This is a genomic window from Sphingomonas gei (assembly GCF_004792685.1).
Classification (GTDB): Bacteria; Pseudomonadota; Alphaproteobacteria; order Sphingomonadales; family Sphingomonadaceae; genus Sphingomonas; species Sphingomonas gei.
Genome location: NZ_SRXT01000007.1, coordinates 94,923 through 117,543 on the forward strand (window position 1 = coordinate 94,923; position 22,621 = coordinate 117,543).

General features: G+C 64.7%; 32 protein-coding genes. All 32 read left to right on the forward strand.

Annotated elements, in window-relative coordinates; genetic code table 11:
• The first annotated feature begins 41 nt into the window (after positions 1-41).
• The 32 genes from tuf (at position 42) to E5A73_RS17525 (ending at position 22,602) form a co-directional block, all read left to right on the forward strand.
• A complete protein-coding gene (gene tuf / locus E5A73_RS17375) occupies positions 42-1,235 on the forward strand; it encodes an elongation factor Tu (protein ID WP_135965118.1) in 1,194 nt (397 codons plus the stop codon).
• Between the two features lie 155 nt (positions 1,236-1,390).
• Complete coding sequence (gene rpsJ, locus E5A73_RS17380) at positions 1,391-1,702, forward strand: 30S ribosomal protein S10 (protein WP_010545719.1); 312 nt, start codon at positions 1,391-1,393, stop codon at positions 1,700-1,702.
• A 312-nt stretch (positions 1,703-2,014) separates the two neighbouring features.
• On the forward strand, positions 2,015-2,872 hold the full coding sequence (gene rplC / locus E5A73_RS17385; RefSeq protein ID WP_135965119.1) for a 50S ribosomal protein L3: 858 nt from the start codon (positions 2,015-2,017) through the stop codon (positions 2,870-2,872).
• A gap of 2 nt (positions 2,873-2,874) precedes the next feature.
• Positions 2,875-3,501, forward strand: coding sequence for a 50S ribosomal protein L4 (gene rplD / locus E5A73_RS17390; protein WP_135965120.1), 627 nt, complete (start codon positions 2,875-2,877; stop codon positions 3,499-3,501).
• Positions 3,494-3,814: a 50S ribosomal protein L23 gene (locus E5A73_RS17395; RefSeq protein WP_135965121.1), complete on the forward strand. Its 321-nt coding sequence runs from the start codon at positions 3,494-3,496 to the stop codon at positions 3,812-3,814. Before rplD ends, E5A73_RS17395 begins: the two co-directional genes overlap by 8 nt.
• A complete protein-coding gene (rplB, locus tag E5A73_RS17400; RefSeq protein WP_135965122.1) occupies positions 3,814-4,665 on the forward strand; it encodes a 50S ribosomal protein L2 in 852 nt (283 codons plus the stop codon). Before E5A73_RS17395 ends, rplB begins: the two co-directional genes overlap by 1 nt.
• A 1-nt stretch (position 4,666) precedes the next feature.
• Positions 4,667-4,942, forward strand: coding sequence for a 30S ribosomal protein S19 (rpsS, locus tag E5A73_RS17405; RefSeq protein WP_077511491.1), 276 nt, complete (start codon positions 4,667-4,669; stop codon positions 4,940-4,942).
• Positions 4,942-5,319: a 50S ribosomal protein L22 gene (gene rplV / locus E5A73_RS17410; protein WP_135965123.1), complete on the forward strand. Its 378-nt coding sequence runs from the start codon at positions 4,942-4,944 to the stop codon at positions 5,317-5,319. Before rpsS ends, rplV begins: the two co-directional genes overlap by 1 nt.
• Positions 5,319-6,026: a 30S ribosomal protein S3 gene (rpsC, locus tag E5A73_RS17415; RefSeq protein ID WP_100283864.1), complete on the forward strand. Its 708-nt coding sequence runs from the start codon at positions 5,319-5,321 to the stop codon at positions 6,024-6,026. Before rplV ends, rpsC begins: the two co-directional genes overlap by 1 nt.
• Before the next feature lie 12 nt (positions 6,027-6,038).
• A complete protein-coding gene (gene rplP / locus E5A73_RS17420; RefSeq protein WP_135965124.1) occupies positions 6,039-6,470 on the forward strand; it encodes a 50S ribosomal protein L16 in 432 nt (143 codons plus the stop codon).
• A gap of 5 nt (positions 6,471-6,475) precedes the next feature.
• Positions 6,476-6,679: a 50S ribosomal protein L29 gene (gene rpmC, locus E5A73_RS17425; protein ID WP_135965125.1), complete on the forward strand. Its 204-nt coding sequence runs from the start codon at positions 6,476-6,478 to the stop codon at positions 6,677-6,679.
• 10 nt (positions 6,680-6,689) lie between these two features.
• Complete coding sequence (gene rpsQ, locus E5A73_RS17430) at positions 6,690-6,959, forward strand: 30S ribosomal protein S17 (RefSeq protein ID WP_135965126.1); 270 nt, start codon at positions 6,690-6,692, stop codon at positions 6,957-6,959.
• Between the two features lie 164 nt (positions 6,960-7,123).
• Positions 7,124-7,492: a 50S ribosomal protein L14 gene (gene rplN / locus E5A73_RS17435; protein ID WP_100283867.1), complete on the forward strand. Its 369-nt coding sequence runs from the start codon at positions 7,124-7,126 to the stop codon at positions 7,490-7,492.
• On the forward strand, positions 7,492-7,809 hold the full coding sequence (rplX, locus tag E5A73_RS17440; protein ID WP_135965127.1) for a 50S ribosomal protein L24: 318 nt from the start codon (positions 7,492-7,494) through the stop codon (positions 7,807-7,809). Before rplN ends, rplX begins: the two co-directional genes overlap by 1 nt.
• A complete protein-coding gene (rplE, locus tag E5A73_RS17445) occupies positions 7,802-8,386 on the forward strand; it encodes a 50S ribosomal protein L5 (protein WP_135965128.1) in 585 nt (194 codons plus the stop codon). The genes rplX and rplE overlap by 8 nt, the downstream gene beginning before the upstream one ends.
• A 15-nt stretch (positions 8,387-8,401) precedes the next feature.
• Positions 8,402-8,707 carry a 30S ribosomal protein S14 gene (gene rpsN, locus E5A73_RS17450; RefSeq protein ID WP_100283870.1) on the forward strand — a complete coding sequence of 102 codons (306 nt, stop codon included), beginning with the start codon at positions 8,402-8,404 and terminating at the stop codon, positions 8,705-8,707.
• A 10-nt stretch (positions 8,708-8,717) separates the two neighbouring features.
• Entirely contained in the window at positions 8,718-9,113 is a 396-nt protein-coding gene (rpsH, locus tag E5A73_RS17455) for a 30S ribosomal protein S8 (protein WP_100283871.1), read from the forward strand.
• A gap of 1 nt (position 9,114) precedes the next feature.
• Entirely contained in the window at positions 9,115-9,648 is a 534-nt protein-coding gene (gene rplF / locus E5A73_RS17460) for a 50S ribosomal protein L6 (protein ID WP_135965129.1), read from the forward strand.
• Entirely contained in the window at positions 9,648-10,007 is a 360-nt protein-coding gene (gene rplR, locus E5A73_RS17465) for a 50S ribosomal protein L18 (RefSeq protein WP_206366541.1), read from the forward strand. The genes rplF and rplR overlap by 1 nt, the downstream gene beginning before the upstream one ends.
• 2 nt (positions 10,008-10,009) lie before the next feature.
• On the forward strand, positions 10,010-10,801 hold the full coding sequence (gene rpsE, locus E5A73_RS17470; RefSeq protein WP_135965131.1) for a 30S ribosomal protein S5: 792 nt from the start codon (positions 10,010-10,012) through the stop codon (positions 10,799-10,801).
• A gap of 6 nt (positions 10,802-10,807) precedes the next feature.
• A complete protein-coding gene (gene rpmD / locus E5A73_RS17475; protein ID WP_135965132.1) occupies positions 10,808-10,987 on the forward strand; it encodes a 50S ribosomal protein L30 in 180 nt (59 codons plus the stop codon).
• Between the two features lie 1,293 nt (positions 10,988-12,280).
• Positions 12,281-12,820 carry a 50S ribosomal protein L15 gene (gene rplO / locus E5A73_RS17480; protein ID WP_135965133.1) on the forward strand — a complete coding sequence of 180 codons (540 nt, stop codon included), beginning with the start codon at positions 12,281-12,283 and terminating at the stop codon, positions 12,818-12,820.
• 155 nt (positions 12,821-12,975) lie between these two features.
• On the forward strand, positions 12,976-14,337 hold the full coding sequence (gene secY / locus E5A73_RS17485) for a preprotein translocase subunit SecY (RefSeq protein ID WP_135965134.1): 1,362 nt from the start codon (positions 12,976-12,978) through the stop codon (positions 14,335-14,337).
• A gap of 27 nt (positions 14,338-14,364) precedes the next feature.
• Complete coding sequence (locus E5A73_RS17490) at positions 14,365-15,018, forward strand: adenylate kinase (RefSeq protein WP_135965135.1); 654 nt, start codon at positions 14,365-14,367, stop codon at positions 15,016-15,018.
• A gap of 31 nt (positions 15,019-15,049) precedes the next feature.
• Complete coding sequence (locus tag E5A73_RS17495) at positions 15,050-15,262, forward strand: hypothetical protein (RefSeq protein WP_135965136.1); 213 nt, start codon at positions 15,050-15,052, stop codon at positions 15,260-15,262.
• Positions 15,263-15,383: 121 nt separating this feature from the next.
• Positions 15,384-15,554: a hypothetical protein gene (locus E5A73_RS21480; RefSeq protein ID WP_168355971.1), complete on the forward strand. Its 171-nt coding sequence runs from the start codon at positions 15,384-15,386 to the stop codon at positions 15,552-15,554.
• Positions 15,555-15,652: 98 nt separating this feature from the next.
• Positions 15,653-16,345 (forward strand): response regulator transcription factor, encoded by a 693-nt coding sequence (locus tag E5A73_RS17500; protein ID WP_135965137.1) that lies wholly within the window; start codon positions 15,653-15,655, stop codon positions 16,343-16,345.
• Positions 16,345-17,685 (forward strand): sensor histidine kinase, encoded by a 1,341-nt coding sequence (locus tag E5A73_RS17505; RefSeq protein ID WP_206366530.1) that lies wholly within the window; start codon positions 16,345-16,347, stop codon positions 17,683-17,685. Before E5A73_RS17500 ends, E5A73_RS17505 begins: the two co-directional genes overlap by 1 nt.
• A 381-nt stretch (positions 17,686-18,066) precedes the next feature.
• Positions 18,067-18,435, forward strand: a complete 369-nt coding sequence (gene rpsM / locus E5A73_RS17510) for a 30S ribosomal protein S13 (RefSeq protein WP_135965139.1) — start codon at positions 18,067-18,069, stop codon at positions 18,433-18,435.
• Between the two features lie 14 nt (positions 18,436-18,449).
• On the forward strand, positions 18,450-18,839 hold the full coding sequence (gene rpsK, locus E5A73_RS17515; RefSeq protein WP_077511532.1) for a 30S ribosomal protein S11: 390 nt from the start codon (positions 18,450-18,452) through the stop codon (positions 18,837-18,839).
• Between the two features lie 101 nt (positions 18,840-18,940).
• The gene (locus E5A73_RS17520) at positions 18,941-20,011 is read left to right on the forward strand and encodes a DNA-directed RNA polymerase subunit alpha (RefSeq protein WP_135965140.1); all 1,071 of its coding nucleotides are present in this window, start codon (positions 18,941-18,943) and stop codon (positions 20,009-20,011) included.
• Positions 20,012-20,322: 311 nt separating this feature from the next.
• Positions 20,323-22,602, forward strand: a complete 2,280-nt coding sequence (locus tag E5A73_RS17525; protein WP_135965141.1) for a TonB-dependent receptor — start codon at positions 20,323-20,325, stop codon at positions 22,600-22,602.
• Positions 22,603-22,621 lie beyond the last annotated feature (19 nt).

Here is a 22,621-nt window from a genome sequence, read left to right on the forward strand (position 1 = left end):
GCCCTGAAGGCCGCGAATCAGATTCCAGAAGGTAGGAAACAATGGCGAAGGCAAAATTCGAGCGGAACAAGCCGCATCTCAACATCGGCACCATCGGTCACGTCGACCATGGCAAGACGTCGCTGACCGCTGCGATCACCAAGATTCTGGCCGAGACCTCGGGCGGCGTCGCCGTCGATTTCGCCAACATCGACAAGGCGCCCGAAGAGCGCGAGCGCGGCATCACCATCTCGACCGCACACGTCGAGTATGAGACCGCGGCGCGTCACTATGCGCACGTCGATTGCCCGGGCCACGCCGATTATGTGAAGAACATGATCACCGGCGCGGCGCAGATGGACGGCGCGATCCTCGTGGTCGCTGCCACCGACGGCCCGATGCCGCAGACCAAGGAGCACATCCTGCTCGCCAAGCAGGTCGGCGTGCCGACGATGGTCGTTTTCCTCAACAAGGTCGATCTGGTCGACGACGAGGAAATCCTCGAGCTGGTCGAAATGGAAATCCGCGAGGAGCTCTCTAAGCGTGAATTCGACGGCGACAACATTCCGATCATCCGTGGCTCGGCGACCTGCGCGCTCTCGGGTTCGGACGAAAAGCTCGGCAAGGAAGCCATCCTCGCGCTGATGAAGGCGGTCGACGAGTCGATCCCGCAGCCCGAGCGTCCGCTCGACAAGCCGTTCATGATGCCGATCGAGGACGTGTTCTCGATCTCGGGCCGCGGTACGGTCGTCACCGGCCGCGTCGAGACCGGCATCGTCAAGGTCGGCGAGGAAGTCGAGATCGTCGGCATTCACCCGACCGTGCGCAAGACCGTCGTCACCGGCGTCGAGATGTTCCGCAAGCTGCTCGATCAGGGCCAGGCCGGCGACAATATCGGCGCGCTGATCCGCGGCGTCGGCCGTGAAGAAGTCGAGCGTGGCCAGGTGCTCTGCAAGCCCGGCTCGATCAAGCCGCACACCGACTTCCAGTCGGAAGTGTACGTGCTGTCGAAGGACGAGGGTGGCCGTCACACGCCGTTCTTCGCCAATTATCGTCCGCAATTCTACTTCCGTACGACCGACGTCACCGGCACGATCGAACTGCCTGAGGGCACCGAGATGGTGATGCCGGGCGACAACGTCGCGCTGGGCATCAAGCTCATCGCGCCGATCGCCATGGACGTCGGCCAGCGCTTCACGATCCGCGAAGGCGGCCGCACCGTCGGTGCCGGCGTCGTCGCCGAGATCCAGAAGTAAGCTAGCCTAAGGACAAACAGCCGCCCGGTGCCCTGAAAAAGGGGTGCCGGGCGGTTGCCTTTTTATGAGGGTGCCTGTAAGGGCCGCCCTCCAGTTTTGGGTTTAACAGCAAGAGCCTCGATTACGGGGCCCGCTCTTTCGCATCGGTAGGTACCATGGAAACGCAGAATATCCGCATTCGCCTCAAGGCGTTCGATCACCGGGTGCTCGACCAGGCTGCCGGCGACATCGCCGACACCGCGCGCCGCACCGGCGCCCTCATCCGTGGTCCGATCCCGTTGCCCACGCACATCGACAAGTTCACCGTCAACCGCGGCCCGCACATCGACAAGAAGTCGCGCGAGCAGTTCGAGACCCGCACCTACAAGCGCATGCTCGACATCGTCCAGCCGACCCCGCAGACGGTCGACGCACTGATGAAGCTGGACCTCGCCGCCGGCGTCGATGTCGAGATCAAACTCGCATAAGCCAGTTGTCCGCCCAGGGGTGGACAGGGAAGCGAAGCTGACGTAAAGGCCCGCCTCCACGAGATTCGCGAAGCCCCGCAGGGGACTCGCACAGTTCCCCGAAAGGGCCGGTTCCGGTCCGCGGGAACCAGAGAGCGCCACGGCGCACTCGCCTAGAGATAGGGATACCGCCGGGCTTGCCCGGGTCTGCGTCCCCCGTCCTCCCGCTTCGGCGGGGGCCCAGCCCAGACGGGGGCTCGCATCATATTTGGGGCTGAGGCACGCACCCGAGGGAATGGTCCCGCGGGTGCCTCTGTATGGGAGCATTTGATCATGCGCACTGGCGTGATCGCGAAGAAACTGGGGATGACCCGCCTGTTCCAGGACGACGGCCGCCACGTGCCGGTCACCGTCCTGAGCCTCGAAGGCCTGCAGGTTGTCTCGGTTCGCGAACAAGATCGTGACGGCTATACCGCCGTCCAGCTCGGCGCCGGCACGGCGAAGAGCAAGAACGTGTCGAAGCCGCAGCGTGGCCATTTCGGCAAGGCCGAAGTCGAGCCCAAGGCGGTTGTCCATGAATTCCGCGTCGACCAGGACGGTCTGCTCGAAGTGGGCGCCGAAATCTCGGCCGCGCACTACGTCGCTGGCCAGTTCGTCGACATCCAGGGCAAGACCCAGGGCAAGGGCTTCCAGGGCGGCATGAAGCGCTGGGGCTTCGGCGGTCTGCGCGCCACCCACGGCGTCTCGGTTTCGCACCGCTCGCTCGGTTCGACCGGTCAGCGCCAGGATCCGGGCAAGGTCTTCAAGAACAAGAAGATGGCCGGCCACATGGGTGACAAGTATCGCACCCAGCAGAACCTCGAGATCGTCGGCACCGACGTCGAGCGCGGTCTTCTCTTCGTCAAGGGCTCGGTCCCCGGCTCGAAGGGCGGCTGGCTGTTCGTCAAGGACGCCGTCAAGGTCGACCGTCATGCCGACGCGCCGTTCCCGGCCGGGATCCGCGACCCGCAGCATGCCGGCGAAGAGCATCACATCGCCGCCGTCGAAGAGGGTGCGGTCCACGAGATCGCCCCGCTGCCGAGCGCCGAAGAAGTAGCAGCCGGCGTCGCCGATGCCGACGCGCACGGCGCCGGTCAGAGCGATGCCGAGATCAGTGCGCCCCAGGGCGACACCACCGGCCAGGAGGGCTGAACGTGAAGATCAAGGTTCAAACCCTCGACGCCGCAGAGAATGGCGACATCGAGCTCAACGACGCGGTTTTCGCGATCGAGCCGCGTGCCGACATCCTGCACCGCGTCGTCACCTGGCAGCTCGAGAAGCGCCGCGAGACGGCACGTGGCACGCGTGAGCGCGCCGACGTCGCCCGCACCGGCAAGAAGTTCGGTCGCCAGAAGGGCGGCGGTACCGCCCGTCACGGCGATCGCCGCGCGCCGGTGTTCATCGGTGGTGGTAAGGCACACGGCGCCCGCGTCCGTGACTTCAATCCGTCGCTGAACAAGAAGATCCGCGCACTCGGCCTGAAGATGGCGCTCAGCAGCCATGCCAAGGCCGGCTCGCTGATCGTCATGGACAGCCTGGCGATTGCCGACGGCAAGACCAAGACGCTGCTCGGCAACATGGAGCAGCTGAACTTCGGCAAGAAGACGCTGGTGATCGACGGCGACGCGGTCGACAACAGCTTCGCGCTCGCGGCCGGCAACCTGCACACGGTCAACGTGCTGCCGGCGATGGGCGCCAACGTCTACGACATCCTGAAGAGCGACACGCTGGTCCTGACCCGCGCTGCCGTCGAGAAGCTGGAGGCGCGCTTCAATGGCTAAAAAGCAGAAGGCTGCGATCGACAATCGTCATTATGACGTGATCGTCGCGCCGCACATCACCGAAAAGTCGACGCTCGTCGCCGAGCACAACGCGGTTGTGTTCAAGGTCGCCGGCGACGCCACCAAGCCCGAGATCAAGGCCGCCGTCGAGGCGCTCTGGAATGTCAAGGTGACTGGCGTCAACACGATCGTCCAGAAGGGCAAGACCAAGCGCTGGAAGGGTGCTCCCTACAAGCGCTCCGACATGAAGAAGGCAATCGTGACGCTCGCCGACGGTGAGCAGATCGATGTGACCTCGGGGGTCAATTCGTAATGGCACTCAAGAATTATAATCCGACGTCGCCTGGCGTCCGCGGCCTGATCCTGATCGACCGTTCGGCCCTGTACAAGGGTCGTCCCGTCAAGTCCCTCACCGAGGGCAAGACCAAGACCGGCGGCCGCAACAACAAGGGCCATGTCACGTCGCGCGGCATCGCCGGCGGCCACAAGCAGCGCTATCGCATCGTCGATTTCAAGCGCCGCCTGTGGGACAAGGAAGGCACCGTCGAGCGGATCGAATATGATCCCAACCGCACCGCCTTCATCGCGCTCGTCAATTATGGCGAGATCGACGGCAAGGCGAGCGTCGCCTACATCATCGCCCCGCAGCGTCTCGCGGTCGGCGACAAGGTGATCGCCGGCAAGAAGACCGACGTGAAGCCGGGCAATGCCATGGAGCTGGGCTCGATGCCGGTCGGCACGATCGTCCACAACGTCGAGATGAAGCCGGGCAAGGGCGGCCAGATCGCCCGTTCGGCAGGCACCTATGTCCAGGTCGTCGGTCGTGACCGCGGCATGGTCATCGTCCGCCTCAACTCGGGCGAGCAGCGCTATATTCACGGCAATTGCATGGCGACGGTCGGCGCGGTCTCGAACCCCGACAACCAGAACCAGAATCTCGGCAAGGCCGGCCGCAATCGTTGGAAGGGCATCCGCCCGCTGACGCGCGGTGTCGCCAAGAACCCGGTCGACCATCCGCATGGCGGTGGTGAAGGCCGGACCTCGGGCGGCCGTCATCCGGTTACCCCGTGGGGCAAGCCGACCAAGGGTGCTCGCACTCGTCACAACAAGTCGACCGACAAGATGATCATCCGGTCGCGTCATTCGACGAAGAGGAAGGGCTAACATGGCTCGCTCAGTTTGGAAGGGTCCTTTCGTGGACCTCCACCTCCTGAAGAAGGCGCAGACTGCGCAGGAGACCAACGCGCGTTCGCCGATCAAGACCTGGTCGCGCCGCTCGACGATCCTGCCCGATTTCGTCGGCCTGACCTTCAGCGTCTATAACGGCCGCAAGTTCGTGCCGGTGTCGGTCAACGAGGACATGGTGGGCATGAAGCTCGGCGAGTTCGCGCCGACCCGCTTCTTCCCCGGCCATGCCGCGGACAAGAAGGGCAAGCGCTAATGTCTAAGCCAAAAGCACCCCGCCGCGTTGCGGACAACGAGGCTCTCTCGGTCGGCACGCAGATCCGCGGCTCGGCCCAGAAGCTCGGCCTCGTCGCCGCGCTCATTCGCGGCAAGAAGGTCGGCGACGCGCTGAACATCCTTCAGTTCTCCACGAAGGGCATGGCAGTCGATGCACGCAAGGTGCTCGCGTCGGCGATCGCCAACGCCGAGAACAACCACAACCTCGATGTCGACGCACTCGTCGTCGCCGAGGCTTCGGTCGGCAAGTCGATCGTGATGAAGCGCTTCGCGACTCGCGGCCGTGGCAAGTCCACCCGCATCCTGAAGCCGTTCAGCCGTCTTCGCATCGTCGTCCGCGAGCAGGAAGAAGCATAATGGGTCACAAGAGCAACCCGATCGGTCTGCGTCTTCAGATCAACCGCACCTGGGACAGCCGCTGGTTCGCGGAAGGCGCCGATTACGGCCGCCTCCTCATCGAGGACCTTCGGATCCGCCAGTACATCATGAAGACGCTGCCGCAGGCCGCGATCTCCAAGGTGGTGATCGAGCGTCCGGCCAAGCTTTGCCGCATCTCGATCTATGCTGCACGCCCCGGCGTGATCATCGGCAAGAAGGGCTCGGACATCGAGAAGCTGCGCAAGACGCTCGGCGCGATGACCAGCTCCGACGTGTCGCTGAACATCGTCGAGATCCGCAAGCCTGAAGTCGACGCCAAGCTCGTCGCGCAGGGCATCGCCGATCAGCTCGAGCGCCGCATCGCGTTCCGCCGTGCGATGAAGCGCGCCGTCCAGTCGGCGATGCGTCTCGGTGCCGACGGCATCCGCGTCGCTTGCGGCGGCCGTCTCGGCGGCGCCGAGATCGCCCGCAACGAAGGCTATCGCGAGGGTCGGGTGCCGCTGCACACGCTGCGCGCCAACCTGGACTATGCCGAGGCCACTGCCCACACCGCTTATGGCGTGTGCGGGGTCAAGGTGTGGATCTTCAAGGGCGAGATTCTCGGCCATGATCCGATGGCGCAGGACCGGCTCAACATGGAGGCTCAGACCTCCGGCGTGCGCCCTGCGCGCGACGACCGCCGCTAAGGACTAGAGAACATGCTGCAACCGAAGAAGTTCGCGCACCGCAAGCAGTTCAAGGGCCGCATCCATGGCGACGCCAAGGGCGGCACTTCGCTGAACTTCGGCTCCTATGGCCTGAAGGCAATGGAGCCCGAGCGGATCACTGCGCGCCAGATCGAGGCGGCTCGCCGCGCGATCACGCGTCACATCAAGCGCCAGGGTCGTCTCTGGATCCGCATCTTCCCGGACGTGCCGGTGTCGTCGAAGCCTGCGGAAGTCCGCATGGGCTCGGGCAAGGGCTCGCCGGAATTCTGGGTGGCTCGCGTCAAGCCCGGCCGCATCCTGTTCGAGCTCGACGGCGTTCCCGGCCCGCTCGCGGCGGAAGCGTTCGAGCGTGCGGCGATGAAGCTGCCGATCAAGGTCAAGGTCGTCGCCCGTCTCGGCGATACCTCGCACCTGGAGGGTTGATAGAAATGACCAAGCCTACCGATCTTCGTGCGAAGACCGACGACCAGCTGGGTGAAGAGCTCGGCAACCTGAAGCGCGAGGCATTCAACCTGCGCTTCCAGGCCGCGACCAGCCAGCTCGAAAAGCCGAGCCGGGTCAAGGAAGTCCGTCGCGACATCGCCCGCATCAAGACGCTGCAGTCCGAGCGTACGCGCTCGGAAGCAAAGTAAGGAAGAGACCATGCCGAAGCGCGTGCTGACCGGGAACATTGTCTCGGACAAGGGCGACAAGACGGTCGTCGTGTTGGTGGAGCGTAAGGTCAAGCACCCGCTCTACGGCAAGATCATCCGTCGTTCGAAGAAGTACCACGCCCATGACGAGGGCAACGAGTATCGCGAGGGCGAAACCGTGCGGATCGAAGAGATCGCGCCGATTTCGAAGCTCAAGACGTGGAAGGTCATCGAGCGGGTCAACACCCACGCGACTCCCGCCACGGCGGACGCCGCTTAATCGTCATCCCGGCGAAAGCCGGGATCCAGAGCCAGGAGCGGCATCGCCCGTGACCCTGGACCCCGGCTTCCGCCGGGGTGACGGAGAGTTCCGGGGCAACCCGGGAATTGTAACTGGAACCACCGGGCAAGTCCCGGCAGGCCGAACGAGAAGGAACCGGATCAATGATCCAGATGCAGTCCAATCTCGACGTCGCGGACAATAGCGGCGCGAAGCGGGTGCAGTGCATCAAGGTGCTGGGCGGGTCGAAGCGTCGCTTCGCCGGCGTCGGCGACGTCATCGTCGTCAGCATCAAGGAAGCAGCACCCCGCGGCAAGGTGAAGAAGGGTGACGTGCATCGTGCCGTCATCGTCCGCACCGCCAAGGATGTCCGTCGTACCGACGGCTCGGTGATCCGCTTCGACGGCAATGCCGCGGTGCTGGTCAACAAGAACGAGGAGCCGATCGGCACCCGTATCTTCGGGCCGGTGGTTCGCGAGCTGCGTTCGCGCGGCTTCATGAAGATCATTTCGCTCGCGCCAGAGGTGCTGTGATGGCTACTGCCAAGATCAAGAAAGGCGACCAGGTCATCGTCCTGTCCGGCAAGGACAAGGGACGGACCGGTGAAGTCGTCAAGTCGCTGCCCAAGGACGGCAAGGTCGTCGTTTCGGGCGTCAATGTCGCGGTCCGCCACACCAAGCCGAGCCAGGGCGATCCCCAGGGCGGGCTGAAGCGTTCGGAAGCGCCGATGCACATTTCGAAGGTCGCGCACGTGACCGCCGACGGCAAGGCGACCCGCGTTCGCTTCGAAGAGCGCGACGGCAAGAAGGTTCGCGTTGCGGTCAAGACCGGGGAGGTCATCAGTGGCTGATAAGTATACCCCGCGCCTCAAGGGCATGTACGACGAGACCATCGCCAAGGCGATGGTCGAGAAGTTCGGCTACAAGAACGCCATGGAAATTCCGCGGATCGACAAGATCGTGCTGAACATGGGCGTTGGCGAGGCCACCCAGGACAAGAAGAAGGTCGAGCAGGCTGCTGCGGAGATGGAACTCATCGCCGGCCAGAAGCCCGTCGTCGCCAAGGCGAAGAAGTCGATCGCGCAGTTCAAGCTGCGCGAAGGCATGCCGATCGGCTGCAAGGTCACCTTGCGCCGGGACCGGATGTACGAGTTCCTCGACCGCTTCATCACGATCGCGCTCCCGCGCGTTCGCGATTTCCGTGGGCTGAACCCGAAGAGCTTCGACGGACGCGGCAATTACGCCTGCGGCCTCAAGGAGCAGCTTGTGTTCCCCGAGATCAGCTATGACCGCATCGACAAGGTGCGCGGCATGGACGTGATCGTCACCACCACCGCCAAGACCGATGACGAGGCTCGCGAGCTTCTTCGTCTGTTCGGCTTCCCGTTCCCCATCGAGGCGGACGGCGAAGCGAAGCAAGCGGCGTAGGAAGGACTTAAGTCGATGGCGAAACTGAGTTCGATCAACAAGAATGAGCGTCGCAAGCTGCTCGTCAAGAAATATGCTGGCAAGTATGCGAAGCTGAAGGCGACCGCGAACGACGAGAGCTTGGACGATACCGAGCGTCTCATCGCGCGACTGAAGATGGCCGAGATTCCGCGGAACGGTAACCCGACCCGCATTCGCAACCGTTGCGAGCTGACCGGCCGCCCGCGCGCCTATTACCGCAAGTTCCGTCTCGCACGCGTCATGCTGCGGGATCTGGCCAACAAGGGCCTGATCCCCGGCGTCACGAAGTCGAGCTGGTAAGGACTACGAGATGGCTTTGACCGATCCACTGGGTGATATGCTCACCCGCATCCGCAACGGCCAGCGCGCGAAGAAGGACTCCGTCCTGACTCCCGCGTCGAAGCTGCGGGCACGCGTTCTCGATGTTCTCCAGCGCGAAGGCTACATCCGTGGCTATAGCGAGGAGCAGATGGGCCCCGCCGCGGGCATCCGCATCGAGCTGAAATATTTCGAGGGCCAGCCGGCGATCAAGCACGTCGCGCGCGTCTCGAAGCCCGGCCGCCGCGTCTATTCGGGTTCGCAGGAACTGCCCCGGATCCGCAACGGCCTCGGCATCACGATCGTCTCGACGCCTCGCGGCGTTCTGTCCGACGCGGAAGCGCGCGAGCAGAATGTCGGCGGCGAAGTGCTCGCGGAGGTGTTCTGATATGAGCCGCATCGGCAAGAAGCCGGTCTCCGTACCGGCAGGCGTCACTGCCTCGATCGACGGCAGCGTGCTGAACGTGAAGGGCCCCAAGGGCACCCTCTCGCTCACGCTGCGCGAAGAGATCAGCTACACCCTCGAGGACGACGGCATCCTGGTGAAGCCGGCGAACGAGACCAAGGCGGCGCGTGCCTTTTGGGGCATGCAGCGCACGATGGTGCAGAACCTCGTCACCGGCGTGACCGAGGGCTTCACCAAGAAGCTCCTGATCACCGGCGTCGGTTATCGCGCGGCATCGCAGGGCAAGGTGCTCAAGCTCCAGCTCGGCTATTCGCACGACGTGAACATCGACGTGCCGGAAGGCATCGAGATCAAGACCCCCGATCAGACCACGGTCGAGATCTCGGGGATCGACAAGCAGAAGGTCGGCCAGATTGCGGCCGAGATTCGTCGTTGGCGCAAGCCCGAGCCGTACAAGGGCAAGGGCATCAAGTATGACGGCGAATTCATCTTCCGTAAGGAAGGGAAGAAGAAGTGATCAGCACCAAGGGTCTTTCGCTTTTCGCAAAGCGCCGTCGTCGCAACCGTACCGCGCTGCGTAGCCGCGCTGGTGGCCGTCCCCGGCTTTCGATCCATCGCTCCGGGCGTCACATCTACGCCCAGGTGATCGACGATGCCCAGGGCAAGACGATCGCCTCGGCGTCGACGCTCGAGAAGGACGTGCGCGGCACGACCGGCGCGACCGTCGCAGCGGCACAGGATGTCGGCAAGCGCGTCGCCGAGGCAGCCAAGGCCGCCGGCGTGACGCAGGTCGTCTTCGATCGCGGTGGCTTCCTCTATCATGGCCGCGTCAAGGCGCTGGCGGATGCCGCTCGCGAGAGCGGACTGGAGTTCTAACAATGGCTGACGAGAACAACACGCCAGAAACTGGCGGCGCTCCCGCCGAAGCCAGCGCACCCGCGCCGGAGAGCACGGGCTATCAGGGTGGCGGCGGTGGCGGCGGTGGTCGTGGTCGCGGTGGTCCAGGCGGCGGTGGCGGCGGTGGCCGCGGTCGCGGCGGCCCGGGCGGCGGCAGCGGTGGTCGCGGCGGTCCTGGCGGCCGTGACGGCGGACGCGGTCGCGACAATCGCGGCGGTCCGCGCGGCGCTACCGATGACGGCGGCGAAGAGCTGATCGAGAAATTGGTCCACATCAACCGCGTCTCGAAGACGGTGAAGGGCGGCAAGCGCTTCGGCTTCGCAGCGCTCGTCGTCGTCGGCGACGGCAAGGGCAGGGTCGGCTTCGGCCACGGCAAGGCACGCGAAGTGCCGGAAGCCATCTCCAAGGCCACTGCGGCCGCGAAGAAGGCCATGGTCCGCGTTCCGCTCAAGGAAGGCCGCACGCTGCATCATGACGGTAACGGCCACTTCGGTGCCGGCCGCGTGACTTTGCGCACGGCGCCTGCCGGTACGGGGATCATCGCGGGTGGCCCGATGCGCGCCATCTTCGAGAGCCTGGGCGTTGCCGATGTGGTGACCAAGTCGGTCGGCACGTCGAACCCCTACAACATGATCCGCGCCACCTTCGAAGCGCTCGGCGAGCAGACCTCGCCCAAGAGCGTTGCGCAGCGTCGCGGCAAGAAGATCGCCGATCTGATCGGCCGCGGTGGTTCGCAGACCGCCGAGGCGGATGCAGCTGCGATCGCGGAGTAATCGATCATGGCAACCATCAAGATCAAGCAGACCGGTTCGCCGATCCGCCGCAAGTCCGACCAGCGCGCAACGCTGATCGGCCTGGGCCTCAACAAGATGCACCGCGTCTCGGAGCTGCAGGACAGCCCCGAAGTCCGCGGCATGATCCGCAAGGTGCAGCACATGGTCGAGGTCGTCGAGGGCTGAGCCTTCGCGTGACTCGAGCAAAATAGGGAAGGGGCGGTAGGCGACTACCGCCCCTTTTCGTTGGTGCGTGGCTTGGCGAATGTCCGCTACCGCCGCAGTTGCGGACATCGCGGGAAGCGTGCAGCTTCGCTGATATGAAAGCGGATGAAGTTCAAGCCCAGACGGTTGAGCGGCTAACGAAGGTCGCGAGGCACAAGCCCGCGCCGGAGAAGCCGGAGTGAAAGGGTGCCTGAGCGTTGGAGCTGCTATTGCTATTTTGGTAGCGATTGGCGCCTACTGCGCTTTCCCGCACCCAACCTATGATCAGGCGACACTAAAGGCTGTAAGAGCCGAATCTTTAATTTTAATGGCGGCTAAGCGCAACTATGCTGGCCCGGCCCTTCCGGAAGGTCAGTGGCCACCCGCCATCGCGGGTCTCCGGCCCAATTTCATAATCGTCTATCCGGACAGCATCGAAATAGTAACGAAGCCATTTTTTGATGGCGGCTGGGGGTATCATGTCTCACGCAACGAGCACGCCCGGCCAGAGCCTGCGGGGCGGTATTCGAAACTAGGCCAAGGCGTTTATTGGTTTCACCCGTACTGACTATGTGTTGCAAAAGACATAACCGCCCAAGATTTGGTCCACCGAGAAGGGCAGCTTTCCACCCATAGCGGCCATTCGCGTGTCGAAAGCGTAAGCCTTACGGTGCTTGACGTGCGCTAATGTCGGCAACCCGCGCATCAACGGCCGGTGGTTCGTGGACGTCCCTCTCCCGTCGGGAGAGAGTTGCGCCGACGTGGGTCCGCTTCTTCAGCGGGCCCTAGTCGGAGCTGGGTGAGGGATCACGCTCTCGATGGCACATTCCCTCATCCAACCTCCGCTAGACAGCAAGCTGCCAAGCTGCGGTATCCTTCTCCCTGGAGAAGGTTGGAAGACGCGCCAAATGTCGTCATTCGCCCCATGCTTGCAAAATAGGATTTCGCCTGCTTGGCTTGCCGGGCTCTTTGAACCGTCGATCCGTCTCCGCAGTGCGTCGTCCACGCCGCGCATCGCGTGCGATCCGGCGCGCCGCGATCCCGTCGCGTACCCGTAGCTTTTCCGCCGCGCGGGTGCCGCGTCCAAGGCGCGTCGCTGCGGCGCAAGTGCCGCGTGCGTGGCGGTGTTACGGGAGCGTCGGCGAAAAACCCCGCAAACGAGTCAAGCGAGTCAAGCAGATGTCCAAACATAACGGGTGACAAAGCCCGCCCCCCCCGCTATGCGCCCCGCTTCGATTTCCATCCGCGCGACAAAAGCGAAAGCGAGTGCACACCATGAAACTGAACGATCTCCGCGACAATCAGGGCGCACGCCCCTCCAAGATCCGCGTCGGACGCGGCATCGGCTCGGGCAAGGGCAAGACCGCCGGCCGCGGCCAGAAGGGCCAGAAGAGCCGCGAAGGCGTCTCGATCGCCGGCTTCGAAGGCGGCCAGATGCCGCTCCACATGCGGATCCCGAAGCGCGGCTTCAACAACATCTTCGCCAAGGATTATGCCGAGGTCAATCTCGGGGCGATCCAGAAGGCAATCGATTCGGGCAAGCTCACCGCGACCGACATCGACCAGGCAGCGCTCGACGCCGCCGGCCTGACCCGCGGCGGCAAGAACGGCGTCCGTCTGCTCGCCAAGGGCGAGCTGACCGCGAAGCTCAGCTTCACCGTCGCCGGCGCGTCGAAGAGCGCGATCGAAGCGGTCGAGAAGGCCGGTGGTTCGGTGACGATCCCCGAGATCGTTCCCGCCGCCGACAAGCACAAGGCGAAGCATCGCTCGGTGCAGAAGGTCATTGCCGCCAAGAAGGCCGGCAAGCAGGGCTGACGCATCCGGGAGTGGGACGATCGTCTCACTCCTGTTCGTGCAGGCGAACGGATCTGGGGCAGGCGCCGCATTGCCCTCAGAACGACAGGGCCTATATGAGCGGCGGGGGCGACAAACGCTCATCCGCCGCTTTTGTTTCCAGGACGAATCCGAACATGGCATCCGCAGCCGACCAACTCGCCTCCAGCCTCAATCTGTCGAAGTTCGGCAAGGCGACCGAACTCAAGAAGCGCCTGTGGTTCACCCTCGGCGCGCTGATCGTCTTCCGGCTGCTCAGCTATGTGCCGCTTCCCGGCGTCGACCCGACCCAGCTCAATCTGCTCGCGCAGCAGACCTCGGGCGGCGTGCTCGATTTCTTCAACAACTTCACCGGCGGCGCGCTCAACCGCATGTCGGTCGTCGCCCTCGGCGTGATGCCCTACATTACCGCGTCGATCGTGGTTCAGCTCGCGACCTCGCTGTCGCCGCAGCTCAACGCCATCAAGAAGGAAGGCGAGAGCGGCCGCAAGCGGCTCAACCAGTATACCCGCTACGGCACCGTCGGACTCACTGCGGTGCAGGGCTATTTCATCGCGGTCGGGCTCGAGAGCTTCGGCGCGAGCTCGGGCCTCCAGGCCGTGATCGAACCCGGCATGCTGTTCCGCGTCGGCGCAGTGATCAGCCTGGTCGGCGGAACCCTGTTCCTGATGTGGCTGGGTGAGCAGATCACCACCCGCGGCGTGGGCAACGGCATCTCGCTGATCATCATGGCCGGCATCGTCGCGCGCCTGCCGACCACGCTCGTCCAGCTGTTCGAGAGCGGCCGTACCGGCACGATCGATCCGCTGCGGCTGATCATGATCCTCGTCGGCGTCGCCGCGCTCGTGCTCGGCATCTGTTTCATGGAGCGCGCCCAGCGCCGGATCCTGATCCAATATCCCAAGCGCCAGACCGCGCGCGGGGTGCAGGCCGAGCGCAGCCATCTGCCGCTCAAGCTCAACACCGCCGGCGTGATCCCGCCGATCTTCGCCTCGTCGCTGCTGCTGCTGCCGCTGACCATCACTCAGTTCGCCGGCAACATGGCCGCGGGGGAGAGCCGCTGGGGCGATTTCGTGATCAGCCTCAACACCATGCTGCGCCACGGCTCGCCTTTGTATCTCTCGCTTTATGCCGCCGGCATCATCTTCTTCTCGTTCTTCTACACCGCCGTGGTGTTCAATCCCGAGGAGACCGCGGACAACCTCAAGCGCCATGGCGGGTTCATCCCCGGCATCCGCCCGGGCAAGAACACCGAGACCTATTTCGATTACGTGCTGACTCGCATCACCGTGATCGGCGCGGCATATCTGACGATCATCTGCCTGGTGCCCGAATGGGCCTTCTCGGCGATGAGCATTCCGTTCGTGATGGGCGGCACTAGCCTTCTGATCGTGGTCAACGTAACGATGGACACGGTTACGCAGATCCAGTCGCATTTGCTGGCGCACCAGTATGGCGATCTGATCAAGAAGGCGAAGCTGAAGGGCCGCATGCGCTAAGCGCAGCGCAATGAGGGGACTGTTGCGTTGAATATCATCCTGTTGGGCCCTCCTGGTGCGGGCAAGGGCACCCAGGCGAGTCGCCTCGAAGCGGAGCGCGGCATGGTCCAGCTCTCGACGGGCGACATGCTGCGCGCCGCGGTCAAGGCCGGGACCCCCACGGGGGTGAAGGCCAAGGCCGTGATGGAGGCGGGCGAGCTCGTCTCCGACGAAATCGTGTCGGGAATCATCGGCGAGCGGCTCGACATGGCCGACACCGCCAAGGGCGCGATCTTCGACGGCTATCCGCGCACCGCTGCGCAGGCCGAGGCACTCGACGTGTTGCTGGCGGAGCGCGGGCGCAAGCTTTCCTACGTCATCGAGCTCCAGGTCGACGAAGAGGCTCTGGTCGACCGCATCACCGGGCGCTTCACCTGCGCCCAGTGCGGCACGGGCTATCACGACCGCTTCAAGCTCCCCAAGGTCGCCGAAACCTGCGACGTCTGCGGTTCCCATGAGTTCAAGCGCCGGCCCGACGACAATGCCGAGACGGTGCGTACCCGCATGGCCGAATACCGCGCCAAGACCGCGCCGATTCTGCCGATCTACGAAGCGCAGGGGCTGGTCCGCCGGGTCGACGGCATGGCCGACATGGACGAAGTCGGCGCGCAGATCGCGGCGATCCTCGACGGCAAGGACTGAGGGCGCTAGCCTGCCGGAAACGGGAGCGCGCATGACCAAGAACCGCGACATCGTCCGATCGGCGCCTTCTGCAGAAGGGCCGCTCGCCACGCCGCAGCGCGCCGTATCCCGGTTGCAGTTCGGCGAGCGCTTCTCCGCCGCGGCCGAAGTCGAAGTCACCCCGGCCGGCCTGCTCGCGATCGGCGGCATGGTCGGCGTAATCCTGCTCGGCGCGGCAATCGTGGTGCGCGCCGCGAAGCGCTGAGGCGCTCCAGCCGGCGCATGACAAATTCTTCATCTCCGCGTCACCGCCACGTGAGGCGGCTGGGCTTAGGAAGGGGGCAGGGCCGGCAACTCGCCGGCTCCTTCTTCCACGGAGGATTTCGATGAAGCTTTCCCGCACCCTGCTTCCCATCGCCGCAATCGCGATGCTCGCCGCGCCGACGCTCGCCAGCGCAGCCGCCGCGCCGACCGCCAAGCATCACAAGGTCGCCAAGCACCACAAGGCGGCCAAGACCGTCACGACCACCCAGACGACGGTCAAGAAGGCCAAGTAACGCGCCAGACCCGGTGCCCTGCCCTGCATCGGTGTTACGGCCGGCGGAAGACCCCTCTTCCCGCCGGCCGTTCTGCGTCCTAAGCGATGGGACCGCCGATGACTCGCAAGATCCTCCTCGTCGAAGACGATGCCGCCGCGGCGGGCTATGTCGCCAAGGGCCTGCACGAGGCCGGCTTCGCGGTGGAAAGCTGCGGCGACGGCCGCGACGGGCTGTTCCTGGCGTCCGAGGGCATTTTCGATCTGGTGATCGCCGATCGCATGCTGCCCGGGCTCGACGGGCTGTCGATGCTCGGCGCGCTCCGGGCAGCGAACATCCGCACCCCGGTGCTGATCCTCTCGGCGCTCGCCACCGTCGACGATCGCGTGAAGGGGCTGCAAGCCGGCGCTGACGATTATCTGACCAAGCCGTTTTCCTTCGCCGAATTGCTCGCCCGGGTCGAAGCGTTGCTCCGCCGTGGTGACGGCGCGGGCGCCGAGCCGCAGGTCACCCGGCTGACAGTGGGGGACCTCGAGATCGATTTGCTCGCGCGCAGCGTCGCGCGGCAGGGCCGGGCGCTCCCGATCGGCGGGCGCGAGTTCAACCTGCTCGAATTCCTCGCGCGGCATGCCGGGCAAGTCGTCACCCGCACGATGATGCTCGAGAAGATCTGGAACTATCATTTCGATCCGGGCTCGAACGTCGTCGACGTGCATATCGGCCGGCTGCGCCGCAAGCTCGAGGAAGGCTTCGACGCGCCGATCCTCCACACCGTGCGCGGCGCGGGCTATCGCCTGTCGCTCGACGGCTGATGCGGATATCGATCACCGCGCGGCTCGCATTGCTCGCGGTTTCGCTGTCGCTGGTCACTAGCCTCGCGCTCGCCGGGCTGATCTGGCAGCAGACGCATGACGACGCGATCGAGGCGCTGCGCCGCGACACCGCGCAACAGACCGACGCCTTCGCCGCGGTGTACCGCTCGGGCGGCGTCCCGGCGCTGGCCCAGGCGATCGCCGACGCGCAGGCCGACGATGATTCGCTGGTGGCGGCTCTCGTCGATCGCAACGGCGTCCGCCGATTGGGTGTCGGCCCCGATCGGCTCGCCTTCGCGCCCTCGGTCGAGGCCTTCCGCATCGAGACGCTGGGCACCGCCGGCGACTGGGCAGGGCAGGAGGCGGGGATCGCGATCCGCCCGCTCGGGCGTGACTGGCTGGTCAGCGGCCGGCTGCTCGACGATTGGGAGCGGACTCAGCGCAATATCGAGCAGGCGCTGCTGCTGGCAGTGCTGCTGTCCCTGGTGCTCGGCGTCGCCGTCGGCCTCGTCCTCACTCGCTACGTCACGCGCCGGCTCGATCGCATCGCCGGCGCCGTGGACGCAGTCGCCGCCGGCGATCTTACGCGCCGCGTCGGCACCACGGGCGGCAGCGACGCCTTCGACCGGCTGGCGGTGCGGATCGACGGAATGCTCGACCGGATCGACCGGCTGATGGCCGAGCTCCGCGTCGTCACCGATTCGATCGCGCATGATCTGCGCTCGCCGATCGCCAGGCTCCGTGCCCGCGCCGAAGCCGCCGTCACTGCTACGCAGCCGCAACAGCGTGACGCCGCGCTCGCCGGGCTGATCACCGAGACGGACCTGGTGATGCGGATGCTCGCGGTGCTGCTCGAGATCAGCCGCTCCGAGGCGGTGACGCGCGACACCCTGCTTCCGTTCGACCCCGCGGCGTTGATCGAGGAGATCGGCGATCTCTACGCTCCGGTCGCCGAAGAGGCCGGGCTGAACTTCGCCATCGCGCCGCCGTCGGCGCCGGCGCCGAAAGTGAAGCTCCACCGCGAATTGCTGTCCCAAGCGCTCGCCAATCTGATCGACAATGGACTTCGCCATGCCGGGGCGGGCGGCGCGATCACGCTATCGCTGGAAGTTGTATCCGGAGAGCTTCGCTTCACCGTCGGCGATCGCGGCCCCGGCATTCCCGCCGGCGACCGGGCGCAGGCACGCAGCCGCTTCGGCCGGCTCGATTCGGCGCGCAGCCTGCCGGGGGCGGGGCTCGGGCTCGCGCTGGTCGAATCGGTGGCGCGGCTGCACGGCGGAAGGCTGGAGCTCGACGACAATGATCCGGGACTGATCGCGACGATCGTCGTGCCGCGTTAACTCTGTCCCTGAAAGGGAGGGGTTGGGGGTGGGTGCGAGCGCAGCGAGCCCATCGAGATGTCCGGTGATAAAGAAAAGGCCGGGCATCGAGCCCGACCTTTTCTAACCCACCCCTAACCCCTCCCTTGCAGGGAGGGGGATGATGCTGGTCATCCAGCTTGGCGGCCGGGCAACGTTCGTGTATACATCCGGTTCCGGCGAATACCGCCCGCAGCGCTTGACAGCGCCCTTGCGGCTGCATATGTCGCCCATCTTCCGAAACACCGGTTGCACGGCGGCGCTCCTTCTGCGCTCGCTGCGTCGCCGTATTTTCGGATCAACGCTACGAGATGGGGTGCGAAGCTGCCATGCGGCACCCCGTGGAGCTGGGAGAATAAATTCATGGCTCGTATTGCGGGTGTCAACATCCCGACCAACAAGCGCGTTCTGATCGCGCTGCAATATATCCACGGCATCGGCCCGACCAAGGCCAAGGAAATCACCGAAAAGCTGGGCATCTCTGCCGAGCGTCGCGTGCAGGACCTGACCGATCAGGAAGTGCTCCAGATCCGCGAGGCGATCGACGCCGGCTATACCGTCGAAGGCGATCTTCGCCGCACGGTGGCGATGAACATCAAGCGCCTGATGGATCTGGCCTGCTATCGCGGCCTGCGCCATCGCAAGGGCCTGCCGGTACGTGGCCAGCGCACGCATACCAATGCGCGCACCCGCAAGGGCAAGGCCAAGCCCATCGCCGGCAAGAAGAAGTAAGGGAGCGCTGAGCAATGGCACGTGAACCGCAGCGCATTAAGCGTCGTGAGCGCAAGAACATCACATCGGGCGTCGCCCATGTGAATGCTTCCTTCAACAACACCATGATCACGATCACCGATGCCCAGGGCAACGCGATCTCGTGGTCGTCGGCCGGCATGATGGGCTTCAAGGGGTCGCGCAAGTCGACGCCTTATGCCGCCCAGGTCGCCGCCGAAGACGCTGGTCGTAAAGCGGCTGAGCACGGCGTTCGCACCCTCGAGGTCGAAGTCAAGGGTCCGGGTTCGGGCCGCGAGTCGGCGCTTCGCGCGCTGCAGGCGGTCGGTTTCCAGATCACGTCGATCCGCGACGTGACGTCGATCCCGCACAACGGCGTTCGCCCGTCGAAGCGCCGCCGCGTCTGATTTGCAATACTGCTCGGTTCACGGGCCCCGAGGGCGGGGTCCGGACCGGGTAGACGTTACCCGGCAGGATGGCCCCGTCCTGCCCAAATATGAGGAAGCCCATGTCGGTGAACCCTAAGAACTGGCAGGAACTCAAGAAGCCCAACGGCCTGGAAAAGAAGGCCGGTGGCGATCCCAAGCGCAAGTCGACCTTCGTTGCCGAGCCGCTCGAGCGCGGTTTCGGCCTCACGCTCGGCAATGCGCTGCGTCGCGTTCTGCTCTCGTCGCTTCAGGGCGCCGCGGTCACGTCGATCAAGATCGAGAACGTGCTTCACGAGTTTTCCAGCCTCGCCGGCGTCCGTGAGGACGTGACGGATATCGTGCTCAACGTGAAGCAGATCGCCATCCGCATGCAGGGCGAAGGTCCGAAGCGGCTCCAGCTTTCGGCCACTGGCCCGGCTGAAGTGAAGGCCGGCGACATCGCCGTCTCGGGCGACATCGAAGTGATGAACCCCGAATTGGTGATCTGCCATCTCGACGACGGCGCGACGCTCAACATGGAGCTGACTGCCGACACGGGTAAGGGCTATGTCCCCGCCCAGTCGAACCGTCCGGCGGATGCGCCGATCGGCCTGATCCCGGTCGATGCCCTGTACAGCCCGGTTCGCCAGGTCTCGTACAAGGTCGAGAATACCCGCGTCGGCCAGGAGCTCGATTACGACAAGCTCACGCTGACCGTCGAGACCGACGGCACGATCACCCCGGAGGACGGCCTCGCTTATGCGGCGCGCATCCTCCAGGACCAGCTCTCGCTGTTCGTGCACTTCGACGATTCGTCGGTCACGCGCTCGGCACCGATCGGCATGGCCGCTCCGGCGGCTGCGCAGGACGGCGGCGCCGTCGGCGATACCGCGCAGATCAATCGTTACCTGCTCAAGAAGGTCGACGAGCTCGAACTGTCGGTGCGTTCGGCCAATTGCCTCAAGAACGACAACATCATCTATATCGGCGACTTGGTTCAGAAGACCGAAGCCGAGATGCTGCGCACGCCGAATTTCGGTCGCAAGTCGCTCAACGAGATCAAGGAAGTGCTGTCGAGCATGGGTCTGCGTCTGGGCATGGAAATCCCCGGCTGGCCGCCCGAGAACATCGAAGAGATGGCCAAGAAGCTCGAGCAGGAAATCATGGGCTGATCGCGGGCGGATCGCGCAAGCGATCTGCCGGCAGGACGATCTGCCCTCGACGATGCGGCTTTGCCGCCTCGGCCTCGAGCAACGACAAAGGGGCTCCGCAGCAATGCGGGGCCCTTTTCGTTTCGGGTGCGAAATCACCGCAAGTGCGTGCGCATGCTGCAGAAATCCGCAAGTCGTGCGTGTGTTTTTGGCAACATGCCCCCGCAAAACGCGCGCCACAAAGAAACTTTTCCACGGCTCCAAGACCGGCGCTCCTGCGAACCACCTATAAATTTGGGAGCAGAAACATCTCGGGCAATGGGGAAAGTTTAATGAAGCGTTTGAATACATCGGTCTGCTTTGGCGCGCTTGCTGTGTCGCTCCTGGCCAGTTCGCAGGTCTATGCGAAGGCAGACGACGTCGTAGCCGTTGCGGCGCCGACGGCACCGGTCGCTGCCGAGCCGACCGAGGACGAAGGCGAGATCGTCGTCACCACCACCGCGCAAAAGCGGTTCGAGAACGTCCAGAACGTTCCGCTCGCGGTTCAGGTGGTCACCCCCGATCAGCTCGAAGCGCAGGGCGTCCGCCATTTCCAGGACCTCGGCAAGATCGCGCCGTCGCTGACGGTCCGCCCGGCCGAGCATCCGGTCAATGCCAACGTGTCGCTGCGCGGCGTCGGCACCTTCGCATTCGGCATCGGCGTCGAGCCGAGCGTCGCGGTCACGGTCGACGGTGCCGCGCTCGCCTTCCAGGCACGCGCCTTCACCGATCTTCCCGACGTGGCGCAGATCGAAGTGCTGCGCGGGCCGCAGAGCACGCTGTACGGCAAGGCGGCGTCCGCCGGCCTGATCAAGATCATGACGATCCAGCCGACCGACACGCTCCACGTGCGCGCCAACACGGTCGCGACCACCGACGATGAATTCGGCGGCAATTTCAGCATCACCGGCCCGATCAGCGAGACGCTCGGCTATGTCGTGTCGGCGGGCTACACCAATTGGGGCGGCAACGTCCGCAACGTGGTCAATGGCGAGAAGTCCAATGGACGCGAGACGCTCAACAGCCGCGCCAAGCTGCGCTGGAAGGCCACGCCCGACCTCACCTTCACGCTGTCGGGCAACTACATGAACGGCAACACCACCGTCGGCCGTCCGTTCATCCGCATGGCGCCCGATGCGCTGCTGCGCAATTCGCCGGGCCTGACCCCGGCGGTCGCGTTCCCCGGCGTGACGATCGACGAAGACAATCAGAACATCGCCAACAACTATAAGTCGCGCACCAAATATTGGGGCTGGGGCACCTTGCTGCGCAGCGAAGCCAATATCGGCAAGCTCAACATCCTGTCGCTGACTGCGTACGATCGCTTCCGCCTCGACGATTATCTCGATCATGACGATACGGCGGCACCGGGTCCGTTCGGCAGCAATCTGCAGATCGGCGCGTTCAAGTCGCGGTTGTTCACCCAGGAACTCCGCCTGCTTTCGCCGGGGGACGAGGCATTCCGCTATGCACTGGGCGTCTATTACGCCAACGTCGCCTTCGAGCGCCCGTTCGATCGTGGCCCGGCATTTTCGCCCGCCAGCTGGGACGCCACGTCGGGTTCGCGCCAGATCGCCGGTTTCGCCCAGGTCGACTGGGAATTCCTGCCGCATCTGACCGCGACTGCGGGTGGCCGCGTGCAGAACGAAGCGATCAAATATACCTTCCGCGACAATGTCGCCGCGACCAACTTCGCTGGCGATGCGGACGATAGCGTCGCCACCTATCGGCTGGGCCTCAGCTATCAGGCGACGCCGGACATCATGCTCTTCGGCAGCTATACCACCGGCTATAAGGGCCAGACCTACGATCTGACCACCGGCTTCAACGCCACGCGGGCGAATGCCGGTCCGATCCGTCCGGAAACCTCGCGTGACAAGGAATTCGGCGTACGCACGCAGTTCTTCGATCGACACGTGACGTTCAACGTCACCTATTTCGACACCGACTATACCGATCTTCAGGCACAGTCGATCGAGGCGCTGCCGGGCGGCACGTCGAACTTCCGGCTCACCAATGTCGGCGGGCTCAACACCAAGGGCCTCGAATTCGAGCTGGCCGCCCGGGCCACGCGCGACTTGAGCTTCAACGGCGCGGCGACTTATCTCGATGCGACCTACACGTCGTTCCCGACCGCGCAATGCTATGTGCTGCAGACCGCCGCGCAGGGCTGCATCCCCGGCGCGCCGGCCAGCCAGAACCTGACCGGCACCCGTGCCGTGCAGTCGCCGAAGTGGAAGGCCTCGGCAGGCGCCGAATATGCGCCGTCGCTGGGACGCAACCTCAACGGCGTCGTGCAGGCAAGCTGGCAATATCAGTCGAGCCTGTATTTCGTCGCGCGCGATCCGCAGGCTTTCCAGCCGGGGTTCAGCGTGTTCAACTTCGGTCTGGGCGTGCGCGACCATGACCGCCGCTGGGAAGCGACTGCGTTCGTCAACAACGCGTTCGACAAGCAGTATTTCCAGTCGCTGGTGAACTCGGCGGGCAATTACGGCAACCGGATCGCCACCCAGGCACTGCTGCCGCGCGATTTCCGCCGCTATGGCGGGGTACGGGTCGGCCTGCACTTCTGACCTCGAAACGGGGCGGGAC

Coding starts and splice junctions, on each gene's coding strand:
- tuf (WP_135965118.1), top strand. CDS start 42: ATGGCGAAGGCAAAATTCGAGCGGAACAAGCCGCATCTCAACATCGGC.
- rpsJ (WP_010545719.1), top strand. CDS start 1,391: ATGGAAACGCAGAATATCCGCATTCGCCTCAAGGCGTTCGATCACCGG.
- rplC (WP_135965119.1), top strand. CDS start 2,015: ATGCGCACTGGCGTGATCGCGAAGAAACTGGGGATGACCCGCCTGTTC.
- E5A73_RS17395 (WP_135965121.1), top strand. CDS start 3,494: ATGGCTAAAAAGCAGAAGGCTGCGATCGACAATCGTCATTATGACGTG.
- rplB (WP_135965122.1), top strand. CDS start 3,814: ATGGCACTCAAGAATTATAATCCGACGTCGCCTGGCGTCCGCGGCCTG.
- rpsS (WP_077511491.1), top strand. CDS start 4,667: ATGGCTCGCTCAGTTTGGAAGGGTCCTTTCGTGGACCTCCACCTCCTG.
- rplV (WP_135965123.1), top strand. CDS start 4,942: ATGTCTAAGCCAAAAGCACCCCGCCGCGTTGCGGACAACGAGGCTCTC.
- rpsC (WP_100283864.1), top strand. CDS start 5,319: ATGGGTCACAAGAGCAACCCGATCGGTCTGCGTCTTCAGATCAACCGC.
- rplP (WP_135965124.1), top strand. CDS start 6,039: ATGCTGCAACCGAAGAAGTTCGCGCACCGCAAGCAGTTCAAGGGCCGC.
- rpmC (WP_135965125.1), top strand. CDS start 6,476: ATGACCAAGCCTACCGATCTTCGTGCGAAGACCGACGACCAGCTGGGT.
- rpsQ (WP_135965126.1), top strand. CDS start 6,690: ATGCCGAAGCGCGTGCTGACCGGGAACATTGTCTCGGACAAGGGCGAC.
- rplN (WP_100283867.1), top strand. CDS start 7,124: ATGATCCAGATGCAGTCCAATCTCGACGTCGCGGACAATAGCGGCGCG.
- rplX (WP_135965127.1), top strand. CDS start 7,492: ATGGCTACTGCCAAGATCAAGAAAGGCGACCAGGTCATCGTCCTGTCC.
- rpsN (WP_100283870.1), top strand. CDS start 8,402: ATGGCGAAACTGAGTTCGATCAACAAGAATGAGCGTCGCAAGCTGCTC.
- rpsH (WP_100283871.1), top strand. CDS start 8,718: ATGGCTTTGACCGATCCACTGGGTGATATGCTCACCCGCATCCGCAAC.
- rplF (WP_135965129.1), top strand. CDS start 9,115: ATGAGCCGCATCGGCAAGAAGCCGGTCTCCGTACCGGCAGGCGTCACT.
- rpsE (WP_135965131.1), top strand. CDS start 10,010: ATGGCTGACGAGAACAACACGCCAGAAACTGGCGGCGCTCCCGCCGAA.
- rpmD (WP_135965132.1), top strand. CDS start 10,808: ATGGCAACCATCAAGATCAAGCAGACCGGTTCGCCGATCCGCCGCAAG.
- rplO (WP_135965133.1), top strand. CDS start 12,281: ATGAAACTGAACGATCTCCGCGACAATCAGGGCGCACGCCCCTCCAAG.
- secY (WP_135965134.1), top strand. CDS start 12,976: ATGGCATCCGCAGCCGACCAACTCGCCTCCAGCCTCAATCTGTCGAAG.
- E5A73_RS17495 (WP_135965136.1), top strand. CDS start 15,050: ATGACCAAGAACCGCGACATCGTCCGATCGGCGCCTTCTGCAGAAGGG.
- E5A73_RS21480 (WP_168355971.1), top strand. CDS start 15,384: ATGAAGCTTTCCCGCACCCTGCTTCCCATCGCCGCAATCGCGATGCTC.
- E5A73_RS17500 (WP_135965137.1), top strand. CDS start 15,653: ATGACTCGCAAGATCCTCCTCGTCGAAGACGATGCCGCCGCGGCGGGC.
- E5A73_RS17505 (WP_206366530.1), top strand. CDS start 16,345: ATGCGGATATCGATCACCGCGCGGCTCGCATTGCTCGCGGTTTCGCTG.
- rpsM (WP_135965139.1), top strand. CDS start 18,067: ATGGCTCGTATTGCGGGTGTCAACATCCCGACCAACAAGCGCGTTCTG.
- rpsK (WP_077511532.1), top strand. CDS start 18,450: ATGGCACGTGAACCGCAGCGCATTAAGCGTCGTGAGCGCAAGAACATC.
- E5A73_RS17520 (WP_135965140.1), top strand. CDS start 18,941: ATGTCGGTGAACCCTAAGAACTGGCAGGAACTCAAGAAGCCCAACGGC.
- E5A73_RS17525 (WP_135965141.1), top strand. CDS start 20,323: ATGAAGCGTTTGAATACATCGGTCTGCTTTGGCGCGCTTGCTGTGTCG.